Here is a 19573-nt window from a genome sequence, read left to right as displayed (position 1 = left end):
CCCGGCCGCGGGGGCGGCCGGGATCACTCGTCCCAGAGGAAGCGGGAAAAACTAGTCGACGTCGCTGTGGCTCTTCCGCACGTCGTCCTCGAGCCGGGGATCGAGATGGGCCTCCTTGGCCTTGGAGCTGAGGAGGCTGGCCACCACTGCGATCAGGATGGTGCCCACGATGACCGCAAGGGACACGAAGGTGGGGATCTCGGGAGCCCATTCGATGTGCTGGCCGCCGTTGATGAACGGCAGTTCGTTGACGTGCATGGCGTGCAGGACCAGTTTGACGCCGATGAACGCCAGGATGAAGGACAGTGCGTGCTTCAGGTAGATCAGGCGGTTCATCAGGCCACCCAGCAGGAAGTACAGCTGGCGCAGGCCCATCAGGGCGAAGAGGTTGGCCGTGAACACGATGAACGGGCTCTGGGTGAGTCCAAAGATGGCGGGGATGGAGTCGACGGCGAACAGCAGGTCGGTCATGCCGATGGTGATGAACACGATGACCATCGGGGTGAAGACCTTCTTGCCGTTCACCACGGTGCGGAGCTTGCCGCCGTCGTACTTCTCGGACATCGGGATGATCTTGCGGATCTTCGCGATGAGCGGGTTTTCCCGGTCCTCCTCGTCTTCGCCCTCATCCTGGGCCTGCTTCCAGGCAGTCCAGAGCAGGAAGGCGCCGAAGATGTAGAACACCCAGCTGAACTGTTCGATGACGATGGCGCCGATTAGGATGAAGATGCCGCGCAGGATCAGGGCGATGATGATGCCCACCATCAGCACTTCCTGCTGGTATTTCCGGGGCACGGAGAACCTGGCCATGATGATGATGAAGACAAACAGGTTGTCGATGCTGAGGCTGTATTCGGTCACCCAGCCGGCGACGAACTGGCCGCCGTATTCGGGTCCGGTGAACGCGAACATGGCGCCGGCGAAGACCAGGGCGAGGCTGACGTAGAACGCCACCCACAGGCCGGCTTCCTTCATGGAAGGTTCGTGGGGGCGGCGGACCACCAGGAGAAGGTCAATCAGGAGGATGAGGCCGAGGACGACAAAGGAGCCGACCTCAAACCAGACGGGCAAATCGAGCACAGGGTAGCCTTTCGCAGGGTACAGAGATGCGTTGTAAGTCTCTCCGGCCTGCCTGTGCACTTGGTGCTGATGCGGCGGCCCGCTACGCCCGGCGGGGCAACCTTGCCCTGCGTGTTGACGATCGTAGCGCTTGGGATACTCCCCTACGTGACGTTAACTGTACCCCAGGCGGCTGCCGGCCGCTCCCGCGTGCGTGTTTGCGTCAGGCGTGTCCGGCGGCCTGCATCTGGCGCAGTTCCTTCTTCAGCTCGCTGACCTCGTCCCTGATCCGCGCGGCAACCTCGAACTGGAGCTCGGCTGCCGCCCCGTGCATCTGCTCGGTCAGCTGCTCGATGAGGCCCACCAGGTCCTCGGCGGGAGCGGCGGCGAGGCCGTCCGAACGCACCTGTGCAGCACCCTTGGCCGCGGACTTCCGCTTGGCGCCCTTGGCGAGGCGGTTGTTGCTGAGCAGTTCCTGGGTATCGGCGTCTTCCTTGGCCAACTGATCAGTGATGTCGGCGATCTTTTTCCGAAGCGGCTGGGGGTCGATGCCCCTTTCGGTGTTGTAGGCGACCTGGATGGCGCGCCGACGGTTCGTTTCGTCGATGGCCTTCGCCATGGAATCGGTGATCCTGTCCGCGTACATGTGGACCTGGCCGGACACGTTGCGGGCCGCACGGCCGATGGTCTGGATCAGTGACGTCGAGGACCGCAGGAAGCCTTCCTTGTCAGCGTCCAGGATGCTGACGAGCGAGACTTCCGGCAGGTCAAGCCCTTCACGGAGCAGGTTGATGCCCACCAGGACGTCAAAGCTGCCCATACGCAGTTCACGCAGCAGCTCCACGCGCCGCAGGGTATCGACGTCGGAGTGCAGGTATTCCACCTTGATTCCATGTCCAAGGAGGTAGTCCGTGAGGTCCTCGGCCATGCGCTTGGTCAGCGTGGTGACCAGGACACGCTCGTCCTTCTCCACCCGGGTCCTGATCTCGCCGAGGAGGTCGTCAATCTGGCCCTTGGTGGGTTTAACGATGACCTCTGGATCAATCAGGCCCGTGGGGCGGATGATCTGCTGTACGTAGCCGTCGGCCTTGCCCAGCTCGTACTTGCCGGGGGTGGCGGAAAGGTAGACGGTCTGCCCGATGCGTTCCAGGAACTCGTCCCACTTCAGGGGCCGGTTATCCATGGCGGACGGAAGCCGGAAGCCGTGGTCCACCAGCGTGCGCTTGCGGGACATGTCCCCTTCATACATGGCCCCGATCTGCGGGATGGTCACGTGGGATTCGTCCACCACCAGCAGGAAATCGTCCGGGAAGTAGTCGATGAGGCAGTGCGGGGCGGTTCCGCCGGCGCGGCCGTCGATGTGCCGTGAGTAGTTCTCGATGCCATTGCAGAAGCCCATCTGCTGCATCATTTCGAGATCATAAGTGGTGCGCATCCGCAGGCGCTGCGCCTCCACGAGCTTGTTCTGCCCCTCCAGGACCGCCAGCCGGTTGGCCAGTTCGTCCTCGATGGACTTGATGGCGCGGGTCATCCGCTCAGGTCCGGCCACATAGTGCGAGGCCGGGAAGACGTACATCTCGGTCTCTTCCCGGATGACGTCGCCCGTGACGGGGTGGAGGGTGTAGATGTTCTCCACTTCGTCGCCGAAGAACTCGATCCGCAGGGCCAGTTCCTCGTACATGGGGATGATCTCGACGGTATCCCCGCGTGCCCGGAAGGTCCCGCGGTGGAAGTCCATGTCATTGCGGGAGTACTGCATGGAGACGAACTTGCGCAGCAGCGCGTCCCGGTTCATTTCCTGGCCCCTGCGCAGGGTGACCATTCCGGCGATGTACTCTTCCGGCGTGCCCAAGCCGTAGATGCAGGACACTGTGGCCACCACAATGACGTCCCGCCGGGTAAGCAGGGCGTTGGTGGCGGAGTGGCGCAGCCGTTCCACTTCCTCGTTGATGGAGGAGTCCTTCTCGATGAAGGTGTCCGTCTGCGGCACGTAGGCTTCGGGCTGGTAGTAGTCGTAGTAGGAGACGAAGTACTCCACTGCGTTGTTGGGCAGCAGCTCCCGGAACTCGTTGGCCAGCTGCGCGGCGAGGGTTTTGTTCTGCACCATCACCAGGGTGGGCCGCTGGACCTGCTCGATGAGCCAGGCCGTGGTGGCGCTCTTGCCGGTACCGGTGGCACCCAGCAGCACTACGTCTTTTTCACCGTTTTTGATGCGCTCCGTCAGCTCCGCAATGGCGGCGGGCTGGTCGCCCGCCGGCTTGAACTCGCTGATCACCTCGAAGGGTGCTACAACACGATTGATCTCCTGCGCAAGGCTCATGGATCTAATCTACAACCGGGCACCGACACTGTATGGGCCAGTCCGTTACGGGCGAACAAGCAAGGCAGTTCCGGGGCAAGGATTCGACGGCGGCGGGCCGGGACGGTGCCCCGCAGGTCAGGAGCCGGACGACGGCGGCTGCCAGCCGGAGGCTTCAGCCCAGCGTTCCAGGTCTTCTTCAGCGGCGGTGAACCAGTCTTCCTTCGCCTCCGCGTAACCTGCCGTGGACCGGTCACCGGAGTGGGCGGCCGCCAGCCGTCGCTTCACCGCCAGATATTCCGCGGCGGCTGCCGGGTCGGCGCGGAGCCAGTCCCGGAAGCAAAGGGCGAAACGCCAGCCGGCGGAGCCTTCGGCCCGGATGTGGAGGTTCACGTCCCGCCCGGGGTCGGCGTTGACGTGGAAGCGTTTTTGCCATTCTCCGCGGCTTGGATGGGTGGGTTTGGGGGTGTCAGCGGTGATGCCGGGAACCACGGGGAACCCGGCGGCGGCCAGCGCGGGAGCCAGGGCATCGGCGGCATGAATATCGGGTACGGTCAGCTGCAGGTCTATGACGTCCTTGGCCTCGAGGCCGGGAACCGACGTGGAACCGATATGGTCCAGCCGCGCCGCGTCCCGCTGCCCCGCGGGCAGGGCCCTGGCAATCCGGCTCATCAGCCGCTGGGCCTGCTGGGCCCACAGCGGATCGGCGGGGACCAGGACGGGGCCTCCGTGGCGTTCGGCGCGCGCTCCTGCCGCCAGGTTGCCGGCGAAGGACACTAGCCTCTGGTCCCAGAGCCGGTCCACCTGGTCCACCAGGTCCTGCAGGCTGCCGGAGTTATGCAGGACGACGTCGGCAGCGGCCAGCCGGTCCTCGCGGCTCGCCTGGGCCGCCATCCGTGAACGGGCAGCCTCCTCCGTCATCCCCCGGTGGTCCAGCATCCGCTGCAGCCTGATGTCCTCCGGCGCATCCACCACCACCACGAGGTGGAAGTCGCTGCCCTGCCCGGTCTCCACGAGGAGCGGAATATCCTGCACCACCACTGCGTCGTCATGCGCTGCCGCGACGATGGCCGCAGCGCGTGACCGGACCAGCGGATGGACGATCCCGTTCAGGACCTCGAGGCGTTCCGGATTTCCGAACACCAGGGCGCCCAGTTTCGGCCGGTCCAGGCGGCCATCCTGGTCAAGTATCCCGCCGCCGAACTCGGCGACGATCCGCTCAAGGCCTTCGGTGCCCGGCTCCACCACATCCCGGGCCAGTGCATCAGCATCCACCAGCACTGCGCCGCGTTCCTTGAGCCGCGCCGCAGCGACTGACTTCCCTGATGCGATTCCGCCCGTCAACCCGATTTTCAGCACTCCACCACCCTAATCCCCGCCGCTCCCCTGCCCTCGCTCCGTCCGCGCCAGGAACCTCGCGGCGTGGGTCCAACTAGACTTGGGCGGGTGGAAGAGAACGAGAGCCGGGCTGCCAGCTACACCACGCTGGCTCCCGGCCGGGATTTCCGCCACGAAATCGAGATCAAGCGATCCCGGTTCATCACTGTCCTGCGCCGGGCCGGCACGGAAGAAGCAGCCCGGGACCTGGTGGCAGGCCTGCGCCGCGAGTTCCACGATGCCCGGCACCACTGCTCAGCCTTCATCATCGGCCCGGACCGGGACATCCAACGCTCCAGTGACGACGGCGAACCGTCGGGAACAGCGGGGATTCCCATGCTTGAGGCGCTGGCCAAAAGGGAAACGGCACCCGGGGCGGCCGACCTCAGCGATGTCAGCGCCGTCGTCGTGCGCTACTTTGGCGGGGTCCTGCTGGGGGCGGGCGGCCTGGTCCGCGCGTACTCGGAGTCCGTGTCCTCAGCGCTGGCGCTGGTGCCCATGGTGCGCCGTAGCCGGTTACGCATCTGCGCAGCTGAAGTGCCACACACTGCTGCCGGCCGGCTGGAGAACGACCTCCGCGCCGCCGGGTTCGTCATGGCCGAAACGAGCTACACTGCCCGCCACACCGTCCTGCGCGTGGCTGTACCGGATGACACTGGGGCCATCGCCGGCGCCGCGGAACGCCTGCAGCTCCTGACTGCAGGCACCGCCATACTGACCCCCAAGGGAACGGAATGGGTGGATGTCCCGCTCCCCTGATGTGTCCCTGGTGGACGTGGATGAAACGGTCCTGGAGCAACTCCTGGAACTGGCCAAACGCGATGCCTCCCCGGACGAGGTGGCTCCCCCGCTGGGCGGGCCGGGCTGGAACCTGGAACGGACGGCATGGTTCATCAGCTACCACCGGGCCGCCTCAGCGGGCCTGGACGGGGAAGCCAGCGAGAAGACCTGGGCCATCTTCGCCGGGGGCAGCCCCGCGGGCTCCATCCGGCTTAAACGGGTCGATCCCGGGAACGGCCGGAAAACCGCGGAAACCGGGATCTGGCTCGGCAGGAGCTTCCGCTCCCGCGGCATCGGGAGCGCTGCCCTCCGCCTTGTCCTGGCCGAGGCGCGCCAGGCCGGACTCACCGAAGTGGCAGCCCGCACCCTGGCCGGAAACATCGGGGCCCAGCGCATCCTGGCTGCGGCGGGGGCAACACTGACTCCGGACGACGACGGAACGGTACGGGCCGTCGTCGTCCTCTAGGGGAAGGTGTGGGTTCCATATGCCGGCGAAGATGCTGGTTAAGACAACGGACCCCCCGCCCGAAGGCAGGGGGTCCGTTGTGTCAGCCCGGAAAGGGCCGGTGGCAATTAGTTGCCGGTCAGCTTCTCGCGGAGAGCAGCGAGTGCCTCGTCCGAAGCCAGGGTGCCGGCACCGGTATCGGCGGCAGCAGGCTCGGAGGAGTAGCTGGTGGTGCCGGAATCGCTGTCACCGGACGTTGCAGCTGCAGCGTCGTCGGCAGCGTGCTGGGCAACCTGCTTCTTGTGTGCTTCCCAGCGGGTCTGGGCGTCAGCGTACTGCTGCTCCCAGGCGGCGCGCTGGTTCTCGTAGCCCTCAAGCCACTCGTTGGACTCGGGATCGAAGCCCTCGGGGTACTTGTAGTTGCCCTCTTCGTCGTACTCTGCGGCCATGCCGTACAGAGCCGGATCGAATTCGGTGCTGTCGGCGTCGACGCCCTCGTTGGCCTGCTTGAGGGACAGCGAGATGCGGCGGCGCTCGAGGTCGATGTCGATGACCTTGACGAACAGTTCGTCGCCAACGGAGACAACCTGCTCTGCCAGCTCCACGTGGCGGACAGCCAGCTCGGAGATGTGGACCAGGCCTTCGATGCCGTCTTCGACGCGGACGAACGCACCGAACGGAACGAGCTTGGTGACCTTACCCGGAACAACCTGGCCTAGGGCGTGGGTGCGGGCGAAGGTCTGCCACGGGTCTTCCTGCGTAGCCTTGAGCGACAGGGAAACACGCTCGCGGTCCAGGTCCACCTCGAGAACCTCGACGGTGACTTCCTGGCCAACTTCGACAACCTCGGACGGGTGGTCGATGTGCTTCCAGGACAGCTCGGAAACGTGAACCAGGCCGTCTACGCCGCCCAGGTCCACGAAGGCACCGAAGTTGACGATGGAGGAAACGACGCCGGGACGGACCTGGCCCTTTTCCAGCTTGTTGAGGAACGTGGAGCGGACCTCGGACTGGGTCTGCTCGAGCCATGCACGGCGGGACAGGACCACGTTGTTGCGGTTCTTGTCCAGCTCGATGATCTTGGCTTCGATCTGCTGGCCGATGTACGGAGCCAAGTCGCGCACACGGCGCATCTCGACGAGGGATGCGGGCAGGAAGCCGCGCAGGCCGATGTCGAGGATAAGACCACCCTTGACGACCTCGATGACGGTACCGGTGACAACACCGTCTTCTTCCTTGACCTTCTCGATGTCGCCCCAGGCACGCTCGTACTGAGCGCGCTTCTTGGAGAGGATCAGGCGGCCTTCTTTATCTTCCTTGGTGAGCACCAGGGCTTCGACCTGATCGCCAACGGAGACAACGTCTCCGGGATCAACGTCGTGCTTGATGGAAAGCTCGCGGGAGGGGATGACACCTTCGGTCTTGTAACCGATGTCGAGCAGAACTTCGTCGCGGTCGACCTTGACGACGGTACCTTCGACGAGATCTCCGTCGTTGAAGTACTTGATGGTCGCGTCGACTGCTGCGAGGAAGTCCTCAGCGGTACCGATGTCGTTAATGGCGACTACGGGGGTACCGGGCTTCTCGGTGGAGGTGATGGTCATGTAGTAGGGGCTCCGTTGTGGATAGTTAGTCGGTCAGGTGACCACCACTTCCGGGTACTGACCTGGAGGCGGAGCGCGGCGGATTGCCGGGTCATCCTGATTGCGTGGCGTTCAAATGCGAACCATAGCGATGCACACGTAACACACGCCCGTTTATTCTAGTCGCTGCCCGTTACACGGGTCAAAGCGGCCGCTTCTGCTTCCAGGGGGCGGGGTCAGAAGTGGGTGAGGCAGTGCGTGGACCGCTCAACGGCGAACATCTGCCGGGCCTTCAGGGCTGAGCCCGGCGTGCTCTCCCCGATCCGGCCTGCCGCCGTCAGCGTGACCGGACAGACTGCGCCCAGATAGATGGAGGACAGGGCGGAGATGTCCAGGGACAGGTCCGCCAGGTTGCCTTCGGGGAGGCGTTCGACGGCGGCCTGGCCGCCCGCGACGTTGAGGACGAAGGTTCCTGCCGTGAGGCCGAGGGGGTCGCTGACTTCAAGGACCAGCCGGCCGTCCGCCGGATAGTGCCTGGCTTCCAGGGCCTTGCCGGCGTCGAGGATGCGGAGCCACAGCATGTCCCGGCTGTCCGAGGAAGCGATGCAGCGGGGATCGGTCAGCGCCCAGGCCAGCGGATCATCCAGCGGCGCCTCAGCCCAGGAGACGCGCTCCACGAGGTCAATGGCGGCGAGGAACTGCCACAGTTCCAGGTATGCGCTGTTTCCGGCCGCCACCAGGTCAACCACTTCCACGGTGTAGGGCTCGGTGTCCCACCCCAGGAATTTGTAGGAGACGTAGCCATCCACCGTTCCATCTTCTGAGTAGTGGAGGGCCACCTTGATGGCAGGGTCCTCCTTGCCGTCCCTGCCGAGGGACCCCGACGCCAACTGCCGGTACCAGTCCTGCCGTCCGATGGACCCCGGGGTGAGCCTGTGCACGCGGTCGAAGACCTCCGGGGCTACCTGCAGCAGCACCTTCGGGTCCGCGATCTCCACGCTGCCCACGGGCTGGTGCCGCAGGCTGAACCGCGCCGTGGTGTCCACCGTGACCTTGCGCTCGAAGCTGGCCACGCCATATCCGAACCGGCCGTAAATCGATCCTTCCGACGCGGTCAGGGCCGCCACCGCGATGCCGTCCTCCCGGGCGAGCCGCAGGTCCTCGCTCATCAGGCGGCGCAGGAGGCCGCGCCGCCGGTGCGGGGTACGGACCGTCACGGACGTGACAAGCTGGCTTTCCAGGATCCTGCCGAAGCCGATGTTGAGACTCTTCCGAAAGGTGGCAAAGGTGGCCACCGGAACCTCGGCCGGCAGCGACGACGGTGCCACCTCTCCGGTCTGGTACGCACCGGTCAGCACGCGGCCGTCGGCTTCGTAGGTGGCCAGGGCCTTTGCCACATGCTCGGGCGTCCGGGTGGACTCGTGGAAACCGAAGGACACGGCCCGGGACCAGGTGGCCGCCTCCGCATAGCCGTCCTTGCCTTCGGATACCGCAGGGAAACGCCGGATCTCATAGTTACCGCTCAGTTCAGCCACCCGACCGAGCCTAACCAAAGACTCCCCCGCTCCGCCAGCATCGACACAGGTCACCGGGTGTCAGCGCCGCCTCACGGGTTGGCGGAGGATGGTCCTGAGCTTTTCCGGGGGCGTCCTGCGGGCGTCATTGAGATAGATCCCGTGGTGCGGGACGGTGATCACGTCGAAACCGCAGGTGCGGGGCGCGTACAGTTCCTTGAACTGTTGACGGACGTAGTACTTGTCCATCCCGCCCCGCTCCTCCCGGCTGCCAGGATTTCCTAGTGTCCGGCGTCGTACCAGCTGGGACCAACACCGATCTGGACTTCCAGCGGAACGCTGAGGTCCGCGGCGGCGGCCATCTGGTCGGTGACCAGCTTCTCCACCGCTTCCCGCTCCCCTGCGGCCACCTCCAGGACCAGTTCGTCGTGGACCTGCAGCAGCATCCGTGACTTCAGGCCTTGCGACTGGAGCTCCCCGTGCACACCGAGCATGGCCCGCTTGATGATGTCCGCGGCCGAGCCCTGGATGGGGCTGTTCAGTGCGATCCGTTCGGCGTTTTCCCGGAGCTGCCGGTCCGTGCTGGTCAGGTCGGGCAGGTACCGGCGGCGTCCCTCGATGGTCGCCGTGTAGCCGTCCACGCGGGCCTGGTCCACCACGCCCCGCAGGTAGTCGCGGACCGCGCCGAACCGGTCGAAATAGTCCTTCATCAGCGTGCGGGCCTCGTCCACGGAAATCTCCAGCTGCTTGGACAGCCCGAACGAGGTCAGCCCGTAGGCCAGGCCGTAGGACATGGCCTTCACCTTGGAGCGCATGGCGCTGGTGACTTCCCCGGTGGGCACGTGGAAGATGTTCGAGCCCACGAACCGGTGCAGGTCCTCGCCGTCCTTGTACGCCTGGATCAGGCCGGCATCCCCGGAGAGGTGCGCCATGATGCGCATTTCGATCTGGGAGTAGTCCGCGGAAAGCAGGCACTCGTAGCCGTCGCTGACCACAAAGATCCCGCGGACGCGGCGGCCCTCCTCGCTGCGGATGGGGATGTTCTGCAGGTTGGGGTTGTTCGATGAGATCCGCCCCGTGGCCGCCACGTTCTGGGCGTAGGTGGTGTGGATCCGGCCGTCCTCGGCAACGGACTTCTTCAACGACTCCAGCATCTGCCGCAGCTTGGCCGCCTCGCGGTGGGCCATGAGCTGGACCAGGAACTCGTGCCCGGTTTTCTCCAGCAGATTCTTCAGGGAGGCGGCATCGGTGGTGTAGCCGGACTTGATCTTTTTGGTCTTGGGCAGCTGGAGTTCCTCGAACAGCACGGTCTGCAGCTGCTTGGGCGAGCCGAGGTTCACCTCGTGTCCGATCGCTGCGAACGCCTGCTCCTGGGCGTTGTCGATGACCCTGGCCAGGTCTGCGATCTGCTCGTCCATCCGGGCCATGTCGATCCCGATGCCCGCCAGCTCCATGTCGGCCAGGACACGGCTGACCGGGAGTTCCAGGGTGGAGAGCAGTTCCTCGGCGCGGCGCTCCTTCAGTTCCGCTTCAAAGTAGCGGCTCAGTTCAAGGACGACGGCGGCGGCCTGCACCAGCGCGCCCGCGGCGGCTTCGTCGTCGCCGTCGAAGGACAGTTCCAGCTGGCCGGCCTTGGCGGTGGCGGCCGGGATGCCGACGTTGAGGTGGTGCTGGGCGAGTTCGGCGAGCTCGTAGGTGCGCCGGTCCGGCTCGATGAGGTAGCCGGAGATGGAGGTGTCGTCCACCACCCCGTCGAGCTCGAGTCCCCGGGAGGTCAGGGCTTTCAATGCGGCCTTGAAGCCGTGCATCACTTTCGGCGCTTCGGGGTCGCGCAGCCAGGCCGCCAGGACGTTTTCGGCGTCGGCGTCCTGGCCGGCGAGGTCAATGTAGGCCGCGGCGCCCTCACGGACGATGGCCAGTCCGGCGGCGTCCTCGCCGATCCTGCCGGGAACCAGGTCCACGGCGAGGGCGGACCGCTGGCCGGCGCCCGCCGCCAGGAAGGCTTCCAGTTCCGCAGCGCCCGACGGCGTGATGAAGTCAGGCGTTTCAATGCTGGCGCGCTCGGGGGCGGGCGTGTCGTCGTCGCCATAGAGCGCGAAGAGCCGCCCGCGGATGGCTTTGAATTCGAGCTGGTCGAACAGGTCCTCAAGTGCTGCCTGGTCGGGGCGCGGCTCGTACAGGTCATCCAGGGTGACGGGAAGTTCCAGATCGGTGTGCAACCTGTTCAGGCGGCGGTTCCGCTTGACCGCTTCCACGTTCTCGCGCAGTGCATCGCCCACCTTGCCGCCGATGGAATCCAGGTTCTCCAGTACGCCTTCAAGGCCGCCGTAGAGGTTGATCCACTTGGCAGCCGTCTTGGGGCCCACGCCGGGCACGCCCGGAAGATTGTCTGCTGTCTCCCCCACCAGCGCTGCGAGGTCCGAGTACCGGGCCGGGCTGACGAAGTACTTTGCCTCGATGGCGGCGGCGTCCATCCTGGGGATGTCGCTGACGCCCTTTTTCGGGTAGAGCACAAACACGTTGTCAGTGATCAGCTGGAACGCGTCCCGGTCGCCGGTGACCAGCAGGACTTCGAAGCCTGCCTTGTCGCCCATGGCCGCCAGGGTCGCCAGGATGTCGTCCGCCTCGTAGCCGGGCATCTTGATGGTTTTGATGCCCCAGGCCTCCATGACCTGGCCGATGAGGTCAATCTGGTTGTTCATCTCCCGGGGCGTTTCGTTGCGGCCGCCCTTGTAGTCGCTGTAGTCGGCCTTGCGGTGGGTGGTCTCATCCGAGACGTCGAAGGCAACGGCAATGTGCGTGGGCTGCTGTTCCTTGATCAGGTTGATCAGCATGGACGTGAACCCGTGGATGGCGTTGGTGTGCTGCCCGTTGGCGGTGGAGAACTTGTCCGCGGGAAGGGCAAAAAAGGCGCGGAACGCCATGGAATGCCCATCAAGCACCAGCAGCCGCGGCTGGCCGGTGATGGGAACCACAGGGGCGGCAGTTGCTGATACCGATCCGCCGGCCTCTGCCGGGCCCTTGTCCTGATCTGCGATGTCCTGGAGGGCGGTTGAGCCCTGCGGGGCGTTGTGGTCCGGGAGGACGCTGGACGGGAAAGGGGCCGGTTTGGTTGTTTCACTCACAGGTGCCAGCCTAGTTGCCATGATGGACAATTTCACGCCCGGCCCCTACGCCGGGGAGCTCACTGCCGCCGGAGTCCCGGAGCACCTCCACCGCTGGCTTGGCCAATTCGGGATTGGCGCGCTGGTGGTGAAAATGGGCATTCATTTCCTGGAGATGAGCCCGGAGCGGACGGTGGCAACAATGCCTGTGGAGGGCAACACCCAGGTGGCCGGAATCCTCCACGGCGGCGCCCATGTGGTGCTCGCGGAGACGCTGGGTTCGTTCGCTGCCGGAATGCACGCAGGCCCGGGCCGCCACGCAGTGGGCATCGAGGTCAGCGCCACCCATCACCGGTCCATCTCGGCAGGCACGGTGACCGGAACCTGCACGGCCATCCACCTGGGCCGGACACTGGCAACCCACGAAATCGTGATGACGGATGAGCAGGGCCGCCGGCTCTCCACCGCCCGCATCACCAACATGCTCCGGGACAACGCCGCTCCTGCCCAGGTCTAAGGGGCGGGCCGGGTTTCGTCTGGCTCAGCCAGCGGTTACCCGGCGGCGCTGCCGTTCAGCACGTACCGCAGCTCGACGATGCCCCTCCCCATGGCGCGTGAGGCAGTCAACTCAAGTGGCGGCGTCGGGCCCGCCAGTGGCAACAGGCGCTTGCCGTTGCCCAGGACCACCGGGATGACGGAGAGGATGAGTTCATCCAGCAGACCGGCGTCGGCGAACTGGGCGGCGAGGTCGCCGCCGCCCACAACCCAGACGTTCCTGCCTGCGGCATCGGCTTGAAAGTCCGCGATGAATTCGCTCACGTTCCCGCGCACGAACGTGATATCCGCCCCCGGAGGCGCAGTCTGCTCGTGCCGGGTGAAGACATAACAAGGCGTCCCGGGATAGGGCCACTTGTCCGCCTCGTGCTCCATGAGCCAGGCGTAGGTGGCACCGCCCATCACGATGCAGCCAACGTCCGCCATAAACGCCTCGTAGCTTTCCATGCCGCCGTCGAAACCGTCGAACTGCAGGAGCCAGGCAAGGTCATCGGTGGGGGTGGCGATAAAACCGTCGAGGGACGCGGCGACAAAGTACTGGATCCGTGACATTGCTCCAGACTAGCCACTGGCCCGAGTCTGGCCAATGGGCATCCGCAGGCCCCTTCCCGGCTGGTACCGGGTTTCCCTTGGTCAGGCGGAGAAGTACGGAATGATCAGGTAAAGGCCGAAGAGCACGGCCAGCCCGCAGAGACCAAAGCAGGCGTAGGCGAGGGCCTTTTTAAGACCCGGTGACGTCTGCTGCGCGTCGCCGGCAATGGCGGTAAGCCGGACGCCAAGCGAGTAAAGCACCACCACGGTTACCGCCGCTGCCAGGGTGGCACCGGCCACGGTCAGCAGTTCCAACCACTTCATCGCTGGGCATCCTTCGTTGTGATGGCGTCGGCTTCCGCTTCGGCCGGGCTTTCCGTCTTGGCCGGGGTTTCCGGTGTGGCTTCGGGGTTGGCTTTCGCCTTTGCCTCGGAGGCGGCCTTGGCTTTTGCCTTGGCTTCCGCGCGGGCACGGGCCATCGCCTTCTTCTTGGCGAAGCGGACGGCCTGGCCGGCTTCCTCGACCTCGACGGCGTTGTGGTGGCCCACGGCGGATTTGCGTGAGTAGAAGAACATAAACAGGACGGCAGCGGTACCGGCGATAGCCGCGATCAGCACGCCCACCACCCCGGTCTTGACCAGCAGCGCGGTCAGTGCGCCCACGATCCCGGCGGCCGGAAGGGTGAAGAGCCAGCCGAGGGCTATCTTGCCTACCATGCTCCACCGCACCGTGGTTCCGCGGCGGCCCATGCCCGAACCGATGACCGAGCCGGACGCAACCTGCGTGGTGGAGAGGGCGAAGCCGAGGTGGGAGGACGCCAGGATGGCGGAGGCGGTGCTGGTTTCCGCGGCAAAGCCCTGCGCGGGCTTTACCTCGGTAAGGCCTGACCCCATGGTCCGGATGATGCGCCAGCCGCCGGCGTACGTGCCGATGGCAATGGCAAGGGCGCAGGCTGCGATGACCCAGAACTGGGGACCGGAGCCTGGCGTCTGCGTGCCGGCGGCAATCAGCACCAGGGTGATGATGCCCATGGTCTTCTGCGCGTCGTTGGTGCCGTGCGCCAGGGCCACCAGGCTGGAAGTGAAGATCTGGCCGGTCCGGAAGCCGCCGCGCTTCTGCGTCAGCTTGGTCCCGGTTTCGGGATCGTGGCGCGAGGTCAGCGCGTAGGCCAGGCGGGTACAGACGTAGGCAACGACTCCCGCGATCAGCGGCGCGAAGATCGCCGGCAGGATGACCTTCTGCAGCAGGGTCTCAAGGTTGATGGAGTTGAACCCGATGCCTGCTATGGCCGCGCCGATCAGGCCGCCGAACAGTGCATGCGAGGAACTTGACGGCAGGCCCTTCAGCCAGGTGATCATGTTCCACAGGATGGCCCCCATGAGGCCGGCAAAGATGATGTCCGGCGTGATCTGTACGCCGTCGGAGCCTTCACGGATGATGCCGCCAGAGACCGTTTTCGCCACTTCAGTGGACAGGAAGGCGCCCACGAGGTTCAGGATCGCTGCGAGCGTCACGGCGGTCTTCGGCTTGATGGCACCGGTTGCGATGGGCGTGGCCATGGCATTCGCAGTGTCATGGAAACCGTTCGTGAAGTCGAAAAATAGTGCCAGTGCGATGACCAGCGCCACCATTAAGGTGATATCCACCTGTTGCCCAATCTGCAGAGTCGACGTTCAGCAGTTTCTTCCCCCCGGCTGCCTTGCAAAGCATAATTCACCAGCTGTTCGCTTGGAATGACTTGCGGCGCTAATCAGCCGGCGTGAAACCTTATCGATCGTACGCGCCCCGGGCAGGAGGTCAAAACACCGGCTGTCCGAGGAAGGAACTGACTGCTGCCAGCTCCGACGGTGAGATTCCCTGCCGGGGATCCGGTGAAACTGTCAGCACCCGGCGGCCCATGATCCTGGCCCACGCCTGGGCATCGGCTTCGTACGCGAGCTGGTCGTCCACCCACACGACGGCGTCGGGCGCGGTCCGTTCCACATCGTCCTGGATGGCGTCGAGCTTCCACCAGCCGGGGCCGCTTCCGGCTCCTTCGGACCTCAGGTACGGCCACCGCGCGCCGTCCAGTCCGATCGCCGGGCAGAGGTACTGCGGCGCCAGCTCCTCCCAGCTGGTAAGCCAGACGCAACGCAGTTCCGCCGCTGCGAGGCTGTTGAGTCCAGCCACCAGTTCCGGCGCGAAGGCGACGGGCAGCAAGCCGGCATCTGCACGCCGCCACGGGGTCCCCCAGCCGTTGTGCCCGGCCGGGCCAAAGGGACAGACGACGCCGTCGACGTCGAGGTAGAGCGTGCGGAGGGGCACGGGATGTTCCGGATATCAGCCGTGCGGGGAATCCGAGGGGCGCACGCCCTGGCCGAGCATGGGCGCGATCCTGTCCTCCAGCGCTGCCACGGTGACGTCCGGCAGAACGATCAGGCCGTCCAGTTCACGGCGTGCCCGCTTGTATGCAGCCTGCCGTTCCGCCGGCGTCGCCGCATGGTTCTCCGCGATCTTCAGCAGCTGCCGCGCGGTGGCCAGCCGCTCGCGTTCCGGGCCGGTGAACTTGCTGTCCCGAAGGCGCCTGGCCTCGCGCTCCGCCACATCCAGTGCCACGGCGAAGCCGTCCACTGCTTTCCGGTAGGCCTCAACGCGGTAAGGAGCAGTCATGTCCGCAGCCGATTCGGGCCGCAGCCCGTCGGCTTCGCGCTTTGCACGCAGGAATGCCACGGTGAGGGGCTCTCGCACATCAGTCATAAGGGGAAAATCGATCAGCTTGCCCACATCGAGCTCGTACTCCAGCCAGCGCTTGTTAGTGGTGTCGTGGGCGGCCATCAGGGACTTCACGTCAGCGGTCGAGGCCTTTTCCGCCGCCTGCGCCTGATTTCGGAGCTTATACAACTCCATTTTCCGCTGGTGCCGCCGGTCCCCCGCCTTGCGCCACGTGTTTGCCCAGTGGCCAGCCAGGGCGCTCATCGGGAAAACAAGCCACCATTTGTCTGAGAGGAAATCGAAGAGGGACTCCACGCGTACATCGTCGCACTGCGTGGCGTCCCTCCTCAAGGAAGCCTGGCCGGGCCGTCCCCGGCAGCCAGGCTAGGCGGCTCCGGCTCCCTGCGGATTGTTGACGTTGACGAGCCACGCCACTCCATACTGGTCGGTGCACATCCCGAAGATGTCGCCCCAGGGAGCCTGTTCCATGGGCACCGTCACGCTGCCGCCGCCGCTGAGTTTGTCCCAGTAGCCGCGCAGTTCCGCTTCATCCTCGCCGCTGAGGGAAATGGAGATGGACGAACCCTCGCTGAACGGCATGCTGTTGGGGGTGTCCGCGCCCATCAGCACCAGGCCCTGCGTGGTGGTCAGCATGCCATGCATGATCTTTTCGGCTTCAGCCGGGTCCTCACTGGCCTGGAATTCCCCAAAAGTGCTGAGCGTCAGCTCGCCGCCGAAAACCGACTGGTAGAAGTTCATGGCCTCGCGGGCGTTGTCACGGAAGCTGAGGTAGGGGTTGAGGGTAGTGGGCATGCCTGGATCTCCTTGAGTTTGAACTGAAAGGAATGGAACCAGACAACATCCTGCCCCAAAGGGCAGCCCCCTGGGTAGGGGTCATCATCGTGCCCGTCTTCACGGTACGAAGCGGTACCCGATGCCCGGTTCGGTCAGCAGGTGGCGGGGGTTGCCGGGGTCAGCTTCAAGCTTCCTGCGGAGCTGCGCCATGTACACCCGCAGATAATTGGCTTCCTTCTGGTACGCGGGCCCCCAGGCATGCGCCAGCAGCTGCTGCTGCGTGATGAGGCTTTTTGGATTCCGCACCAGGATTTCAAGGATGTTCCATTCGGTGGGCGTGAGCCGCACGGCGTTTCCGTCGCGCAGCACCTGCCGGTGCACGAGGTCCACGGTAAAGCCGGAGGATGCCACCACCGGCGCCGATTCCGGACCGGGGATCCGCCGCAGCAGCGCCCGCAGCCGGGCCAGGAGCTCGTCCAGCCCGAAAGGCTTGGTGATGTAGTCGTCTGCGCCCGCGTCCAGTGCTCCCACTTTGTCCGATGAGCCGTGGCGCGCCGACAGGACCAGTACGGGGACAGAGCTCCACCGGCGGAGATTGCCAAGGACGTCCGCGCCGTCCATGTCCGGCAGCCCGAGGTCCAGGACCACCACGTCCGGCACGTTGCGGCCGGCGGCGAGCAGGGCGGCTGCGCCGTCCTGGGCCACGGCCACGTCATAGCCGTGCGCCGCGAGCGTGATGCGCAGCGCCTTCAGCAGGTGGGGGTCATCATCAACCACGAGGATTTTCGCGCCCGGGCGCGGCGGCGCCTCTTCTGCGGCCGGCTCCCGCCGTCCTGCCGTCTGCGGTCCGGTCACGTCAACACCGTGCCCGTCCCTGGAATGGTGTCCACCGCCGGGCCCATGCTGCCGGCTTCACCCGGGCTGCCGGTGGAGAGCGGCAGCCGGATGATCATCGTCAGGCCTCCCCCGGGAGTCCCTTCCGCTGTAAGGGTCCCCCGCATCGCCTGCACGAATCCCTGGGCGACGGCCAGCCCCAGGCCCAAGCCGCTGGCGTGGGGAAGGTCATCCGCCCGCTGGAATGGCCGAAACATGTCCAGCACGTTCCGCTCGGGGACTCCGGGGCCGTGGTCCACGATGCGCAGTTCGCCACAGGGGTGTCCTTCAGGGGTCACGCCACCGAGCCCGTCCGCCGTCGTGGTTACCGCCACTCCCGAACCCGGCGCGTGTTTTATCGCGTTCTCGAGGATGTTCGCAATGACCCGTTCCAACAGCCCACGGTCCGCCTCCACTGGCGGCAGGTTGGCCGGCAGCGCTACTGCCACGGCCCCCTCCGGAAGCCCGCGCAGTGCGGCATCAATGGCCTCGCTCCACCGGACCGGTCCCAGCAGCGGCTCCACCGACCGGGCAGTAATCCGGGACATGTCCAGCAGGTTCCCCACCAGCGCATCGAGCCGGTCCGTACACGCATCGATGGTCTCCAGCAGCTCCCGCTGCTCGGCCTGCGTGTAGGCGACACCGGCTTGCAGGAGCCCGCCGGCCGCCAGCTTGATCCCGGCCAGGGGCGTGCGCAGGTCATGGGACACCGCCTGCAGGATAGCGGTGCGCATGGTGTTTCCTTCGGCAAGCCGCAGGATCTCGTGCCGGCTGGCCTCCAGCTGCCGGCGCTCCAGCTGGGCCTTCACGTGCACCGCGAAGGCGCCGAGCAGCCGCCGCCCTGACGGTGGAACCTCCCGGCCGAACAGGACCAGCCACGTCACCGGGTCCACCTGGACCGTAGTGTTGCCCGGAACGCCGCGCAGGTCCTGCGTTCCGTCCTGCCAGCCGGAAATATCACCGGCTCCGGCCAGCAGGAGCGGCTTGCGCTCCGGTCCCTGACCCTCCGGATCCCTGTGCCCGGCTGCGGGAAGGTTGGTAACGACGGCGGCGCCGGCGGCACCGAAGGCGTCGAGGGCTTCCGCGAGCAGGCCATGGAGGGTGTCCTCGGACCGGGATGCGCCCAGGGCAAGGTCACCGAGGGTGGCAGCTTCAGCCTGTGCCCGGGATGCCTCCTTGGACCGCCGCGCAGATCCGTCCACCACGCCCGCCACCGCAACCGAGACGCCGACAAAAACCGCCAGCGACAAGAGGTCCTGGGGGTCATGGATGGCGAGGTCGCCCAGGGGCGGAGTGGAAAAGTAGTTCACCAGCAGGCTGCTCCACAACGCACCGGCAACGGCCGGCCATAATCCGCCCACCAGGGCTACGGCGACCGCGCCCGTGAGCTGGATCAGTACCGCGGTGGCAACACTGTGCTCGAACATGGCCAGGAGCAGCTGCAACAACGGCGGAAGGACTGCTGCGAGGGCAAACCCGAACCCGGTCCGCACGCCGCCCAGTTCCGTCCGCCTTCCGCGGCTGCCGGAGTTCCGGGCCAGGGGCACTACCTGGACGTCAATGTCGGCCGCGTCCCGCACCACCTTGGTGTCCACGCCCAGGCTGAACGGTGCTGTCATCCGGTGGCGGCGGGACTGCCCCACAATGATGTGGGACGCTTCTGCCGAGCGGGCGAACTCCACCAGCGCGCCGGCAGCTTCGGGCGCCGAGACGGTGTGGTAGCTTCCGCCCAGGTCCGCAACCAGCCTGCGCTGGGCTTCGAGCGCCTGGGGAGACTCGGCCCGTGTCCCGGCCGGGGTGCGGACGTGGACGGCGAGCAGCTCGCCGCCGTCGCCCCGGTGGAGGAGCCTCGCGGCGCGGCGCACCAGGAGTTCCCCGTCGTCGTCGCCCTGAAGGCCTACGACGATCCGTTCCATAGCCATGAGCCACATTCTGCCACCCCGCCGGCGCCCGGATGCGGCATCCTC

General features: G+C 65.9%; 18 protein-coding genes. 3 read left to right on the top strand and 15 right to left on the bottom strand.

The features are described 5' to 3' along the window. Nucleotides 1–51: 51 nt before the first annotated feature. From AC3A4Z_RS01940 to coaE, 3 genes are all read right to left on the bottom strand, one after another. On the bottom strand, nucleotides 52–1080 hold the full coding sequence (locus AC3A4Z_RS01940) for a TerC family protein (protein ID WP_498709695.1): 1029 nt from the start codon (nucleotides 1078–1080) through the stop codon (nucleotides 52–54). Between the two features lie 202 nt (nucleotides 1081–1282). Beyond that, entirely contained in the window at nucleotides 1283–3379 is a 2097-nt protein-coding gene (uvrB, locus tag AC3A4Z_RS01935) for an excinuclease ABC subunit UvrB (RefSeq protein WP_498709693.1), read from the bottom strand. A gap of 117 nt (nucleotides 3380–3496) precedes the next feature. After that, complete coding sequence (gene coaE, locus AC3A4Z_RS01930; protein ID WP_498709691.1) at nucleotides 3497–4717, bottom strand: dephospho-CoA kinase; 1221 nt, start codon at nucleotides 4715–4717, stop codon at nucleotides 3497–3499. 87 nt (nucleotides 4718–4804) lie between these two features. Between coaE and AC3A4Z_RS01925 the strand changes: the two genes are divergently transcribed. Both AC3A4Z_RS01925 and AC3A4Z_RS01920 read left to right on the top strand, forming a co-directional pair. After that, nucleotides 4805–5494, top strand: a complete 690-nt coding sequence (locus tag AC3A4Z_RS01925; protein ID WP_498709689.1) for an IMPACT family protein — start codon at nucleotides 4805–4807, stop codon at nucleotides 5492–5494. Continuing rightward, entirely contained in the window at nucleotides 5478–5981 is a 504-nt protein-coding gene (locus tag AC3A4Z_RS01920; RefSeq protein WP_498709687.1) for a GNAT family N-acetyltransferase, read from the top strand. The genes AC3A4Z_RS01925 and AC3A4Z_RS01920 overlap by 17 nt, the downstream gene beginning before the upstream one ends. 107 nt (nucleotides 5982–6088) lie before the next feature. On the opposite strand, the gene rpsA is transcribed toward AC3A4Z_RS01920, so the two are convergent. The 4 genes from rpsA to polA form a co-directional block, all read right to left on the bottom strand. Next, nucleotides 6089–7564 carry a 30S ribosomal protein S1 gene (gene rpsA, locus AC3A4Z_RS01915; RefSeq protein ID WP_307610124.1) on the bottom strand — a complete coding sequence of 492 codons (1476 nt, stop codon included), beginning with the start codon at nucleotides 7562–7564 and terminating at the stop codon, nucleotides 6089–6091. 215 nt (nucleotides 7565–7779) lie between these two features. After that, nucleotides 7780–9069 (bottom strand): GNAT family N-acetyltransferase, encoded by a 1290-nt coding sequence (locus tag AC3A4Z_RS01910; RefSeq protein ID WP_498710055.1) that lies wholly within the window; start codon nucleotides 9067–9069, stop codon nucleotides 7780–7782. 69 nt (nucleotides 9070–9138) lie between these two features. Further along, a complete protein-coding gene (locus tag AC3A4Z_RS01905) occupies nucleotides 9139–9306 on the bottom strand; it encodes a hypothetical protein (protein ID WP_498709685.1) in 168 nt (55 codons plus the stop codon). A gap of 32 nt (nucleotides 9307–9338) precedes the next feature. Further along, nucleotides 9339–12182 (bottom strand): DNA polymerase I, encoded by a 2844-nt coding sequence (gene polA / locus AC3A4Z_RS01900; protein WP_498709682.1) that lies wholly within the window; start codon nucleotides 12180–12182, stop codon nucleotides 9339–9341. A gap of 19 nt (nucleotides 12183–12201) precedes the next feature. Between polA and AC3A4Z_RS01895 the strand changes: the two genes are divergently transcribed. Further along, on the top strand, nucleotides 12202–12678 hold the full coding sequence (locus AC3A4Z_RS01895) for a hotdog fold thioesterase (RefSeq protein ID WP_498709680.1): 477 nt from the start codon (nucleotides 12202–12204) through the stop codon (nucleotides 12676–12678). A 35-nt stretch (nucleotides 12679–12713) separates the two neighbouring features. Here the strand turns inward: AC3A4Z_RS01895 and AC3A4Z_RS01890 are convergent, their stop codons facing one another. The 8 genes from AC3A4Z_RS01890 to AC3A4Z_RS01855 all read right to left on the bottom strand — a co-directional run bounded on the left by AC3A4Z_RS01890 (nucleotide 12714) and on the right by AC3A4Z_RS01855 (nucleotide 19528). Next, the gene (locus tag AC3A4Z_RS01890) at nucleotides 12714–13268 is read right to left on the bottom strand and encodes a dihydrofolate reductase family protein (protein WP_498709678.1); all 555 of its coding nucleotides are present in this window, start codon (nucleotides 13266–13268) and stop codon (nucleotides 12714–12716) included. Nucleotides 13269–13349: 81 nt separating this feature from the next. Then, nucleotides 13350–13571: a hypothetical protein gene (locus AC3A4Z_RS01885; protein ID WP_493969149.1), complete on the bottom strand. Its 222-nt coding sequence runs from the start codon at nucleotides 13569–13571 to the stop codon at nucleotides 13350–13352. Beyond that, nucleotides 13568–14893 (bottom strand): inorganic phosphate transporter, encoded by a 1326-nt coding sequence (locus AC3A4Z_RS01880; protein ID WP_498709676.1) that lies wholly within the window; start codon nucleotides 14891–14893, stop codon nucleotides 13568–13570. Before AC3A4Z_RS01880 ends, AC3A4Z_RS01885 begins: the two co-directional genes overlap by 4 nt. A gap of 151 nt (nucleotides 14894–15044) precedes the next feature. After that, nucleotides 15045–15551 (bottom strand): HAD domain-containing protein, encoded by a 507-nt coding sequence (locus AC3A4Z_RS01875; protein WP_498709674.1) that lies wholly within the window; start codon nucleotides 15549–15551, stop codon nucleotides 15045–15047. A gap of 15 nt (nucleotides 15552–15566) precedes the next feature. After that, the gene (locus AC3A4Z_RS01870; RefSeq protein ID WP_498709673.1) at nucleotides 15567–16253 is read right to left on the bottom strand and encodes a hypothetical protein; all 687 of its coding nucleotides are present in this window, start codon (nucleotides 16251–16253) and stop codon (nucleotides 15567–15569) included. Between the two features lie 69 nt (nucleotides 16254–16322). Then, nucleotides 16323–16751 (bottom strand): VOC family protein, encoded by a 429-nt coding sequence (locus tag AC3A4Z_RS01865; RefSeq protein ID WP_493969153.1) that lies wholly within the window; start codon nucleotides 16749–16751, stop codon nucleotides 16323–16325. Nucleotides 16752–16850: 99 nt separating this feature from the next. Beyond that, the gene (locus tag AC3A4Z_RS01860; protein ID WP_493969298.1) at nucleotides 16851–17516 is read right to left on the bottom strand and encodes a response regulator; all 666 of its coding nucleotides are present in this window, start codon (nucleotides 17514–17516) and stop codon (nucleotides 16851–16853) included. A 68-nt stretch (nucleotides 17517–17584) separates the two neighbouring features. Further along, a complete protein-coding gene (locus AC3A4Z_RS01855; RefSeq protein WP_498709672.1) occupies nucleotides 17585–19528 on the bottom strand; it encodes a DUF4118 domain-containing protein in 1944 nt (647 codons plus the stop codon). Between the last annotated feature and the right edge of the window lie 45 nt (nucleotides 19529–19573).

The organism is Arthrobacter sp. Soil_C_49 (assembly GCF_057656635.1).
This window is presented reverse-complemented; position numbering and strand designations above follow the sequence as displayed.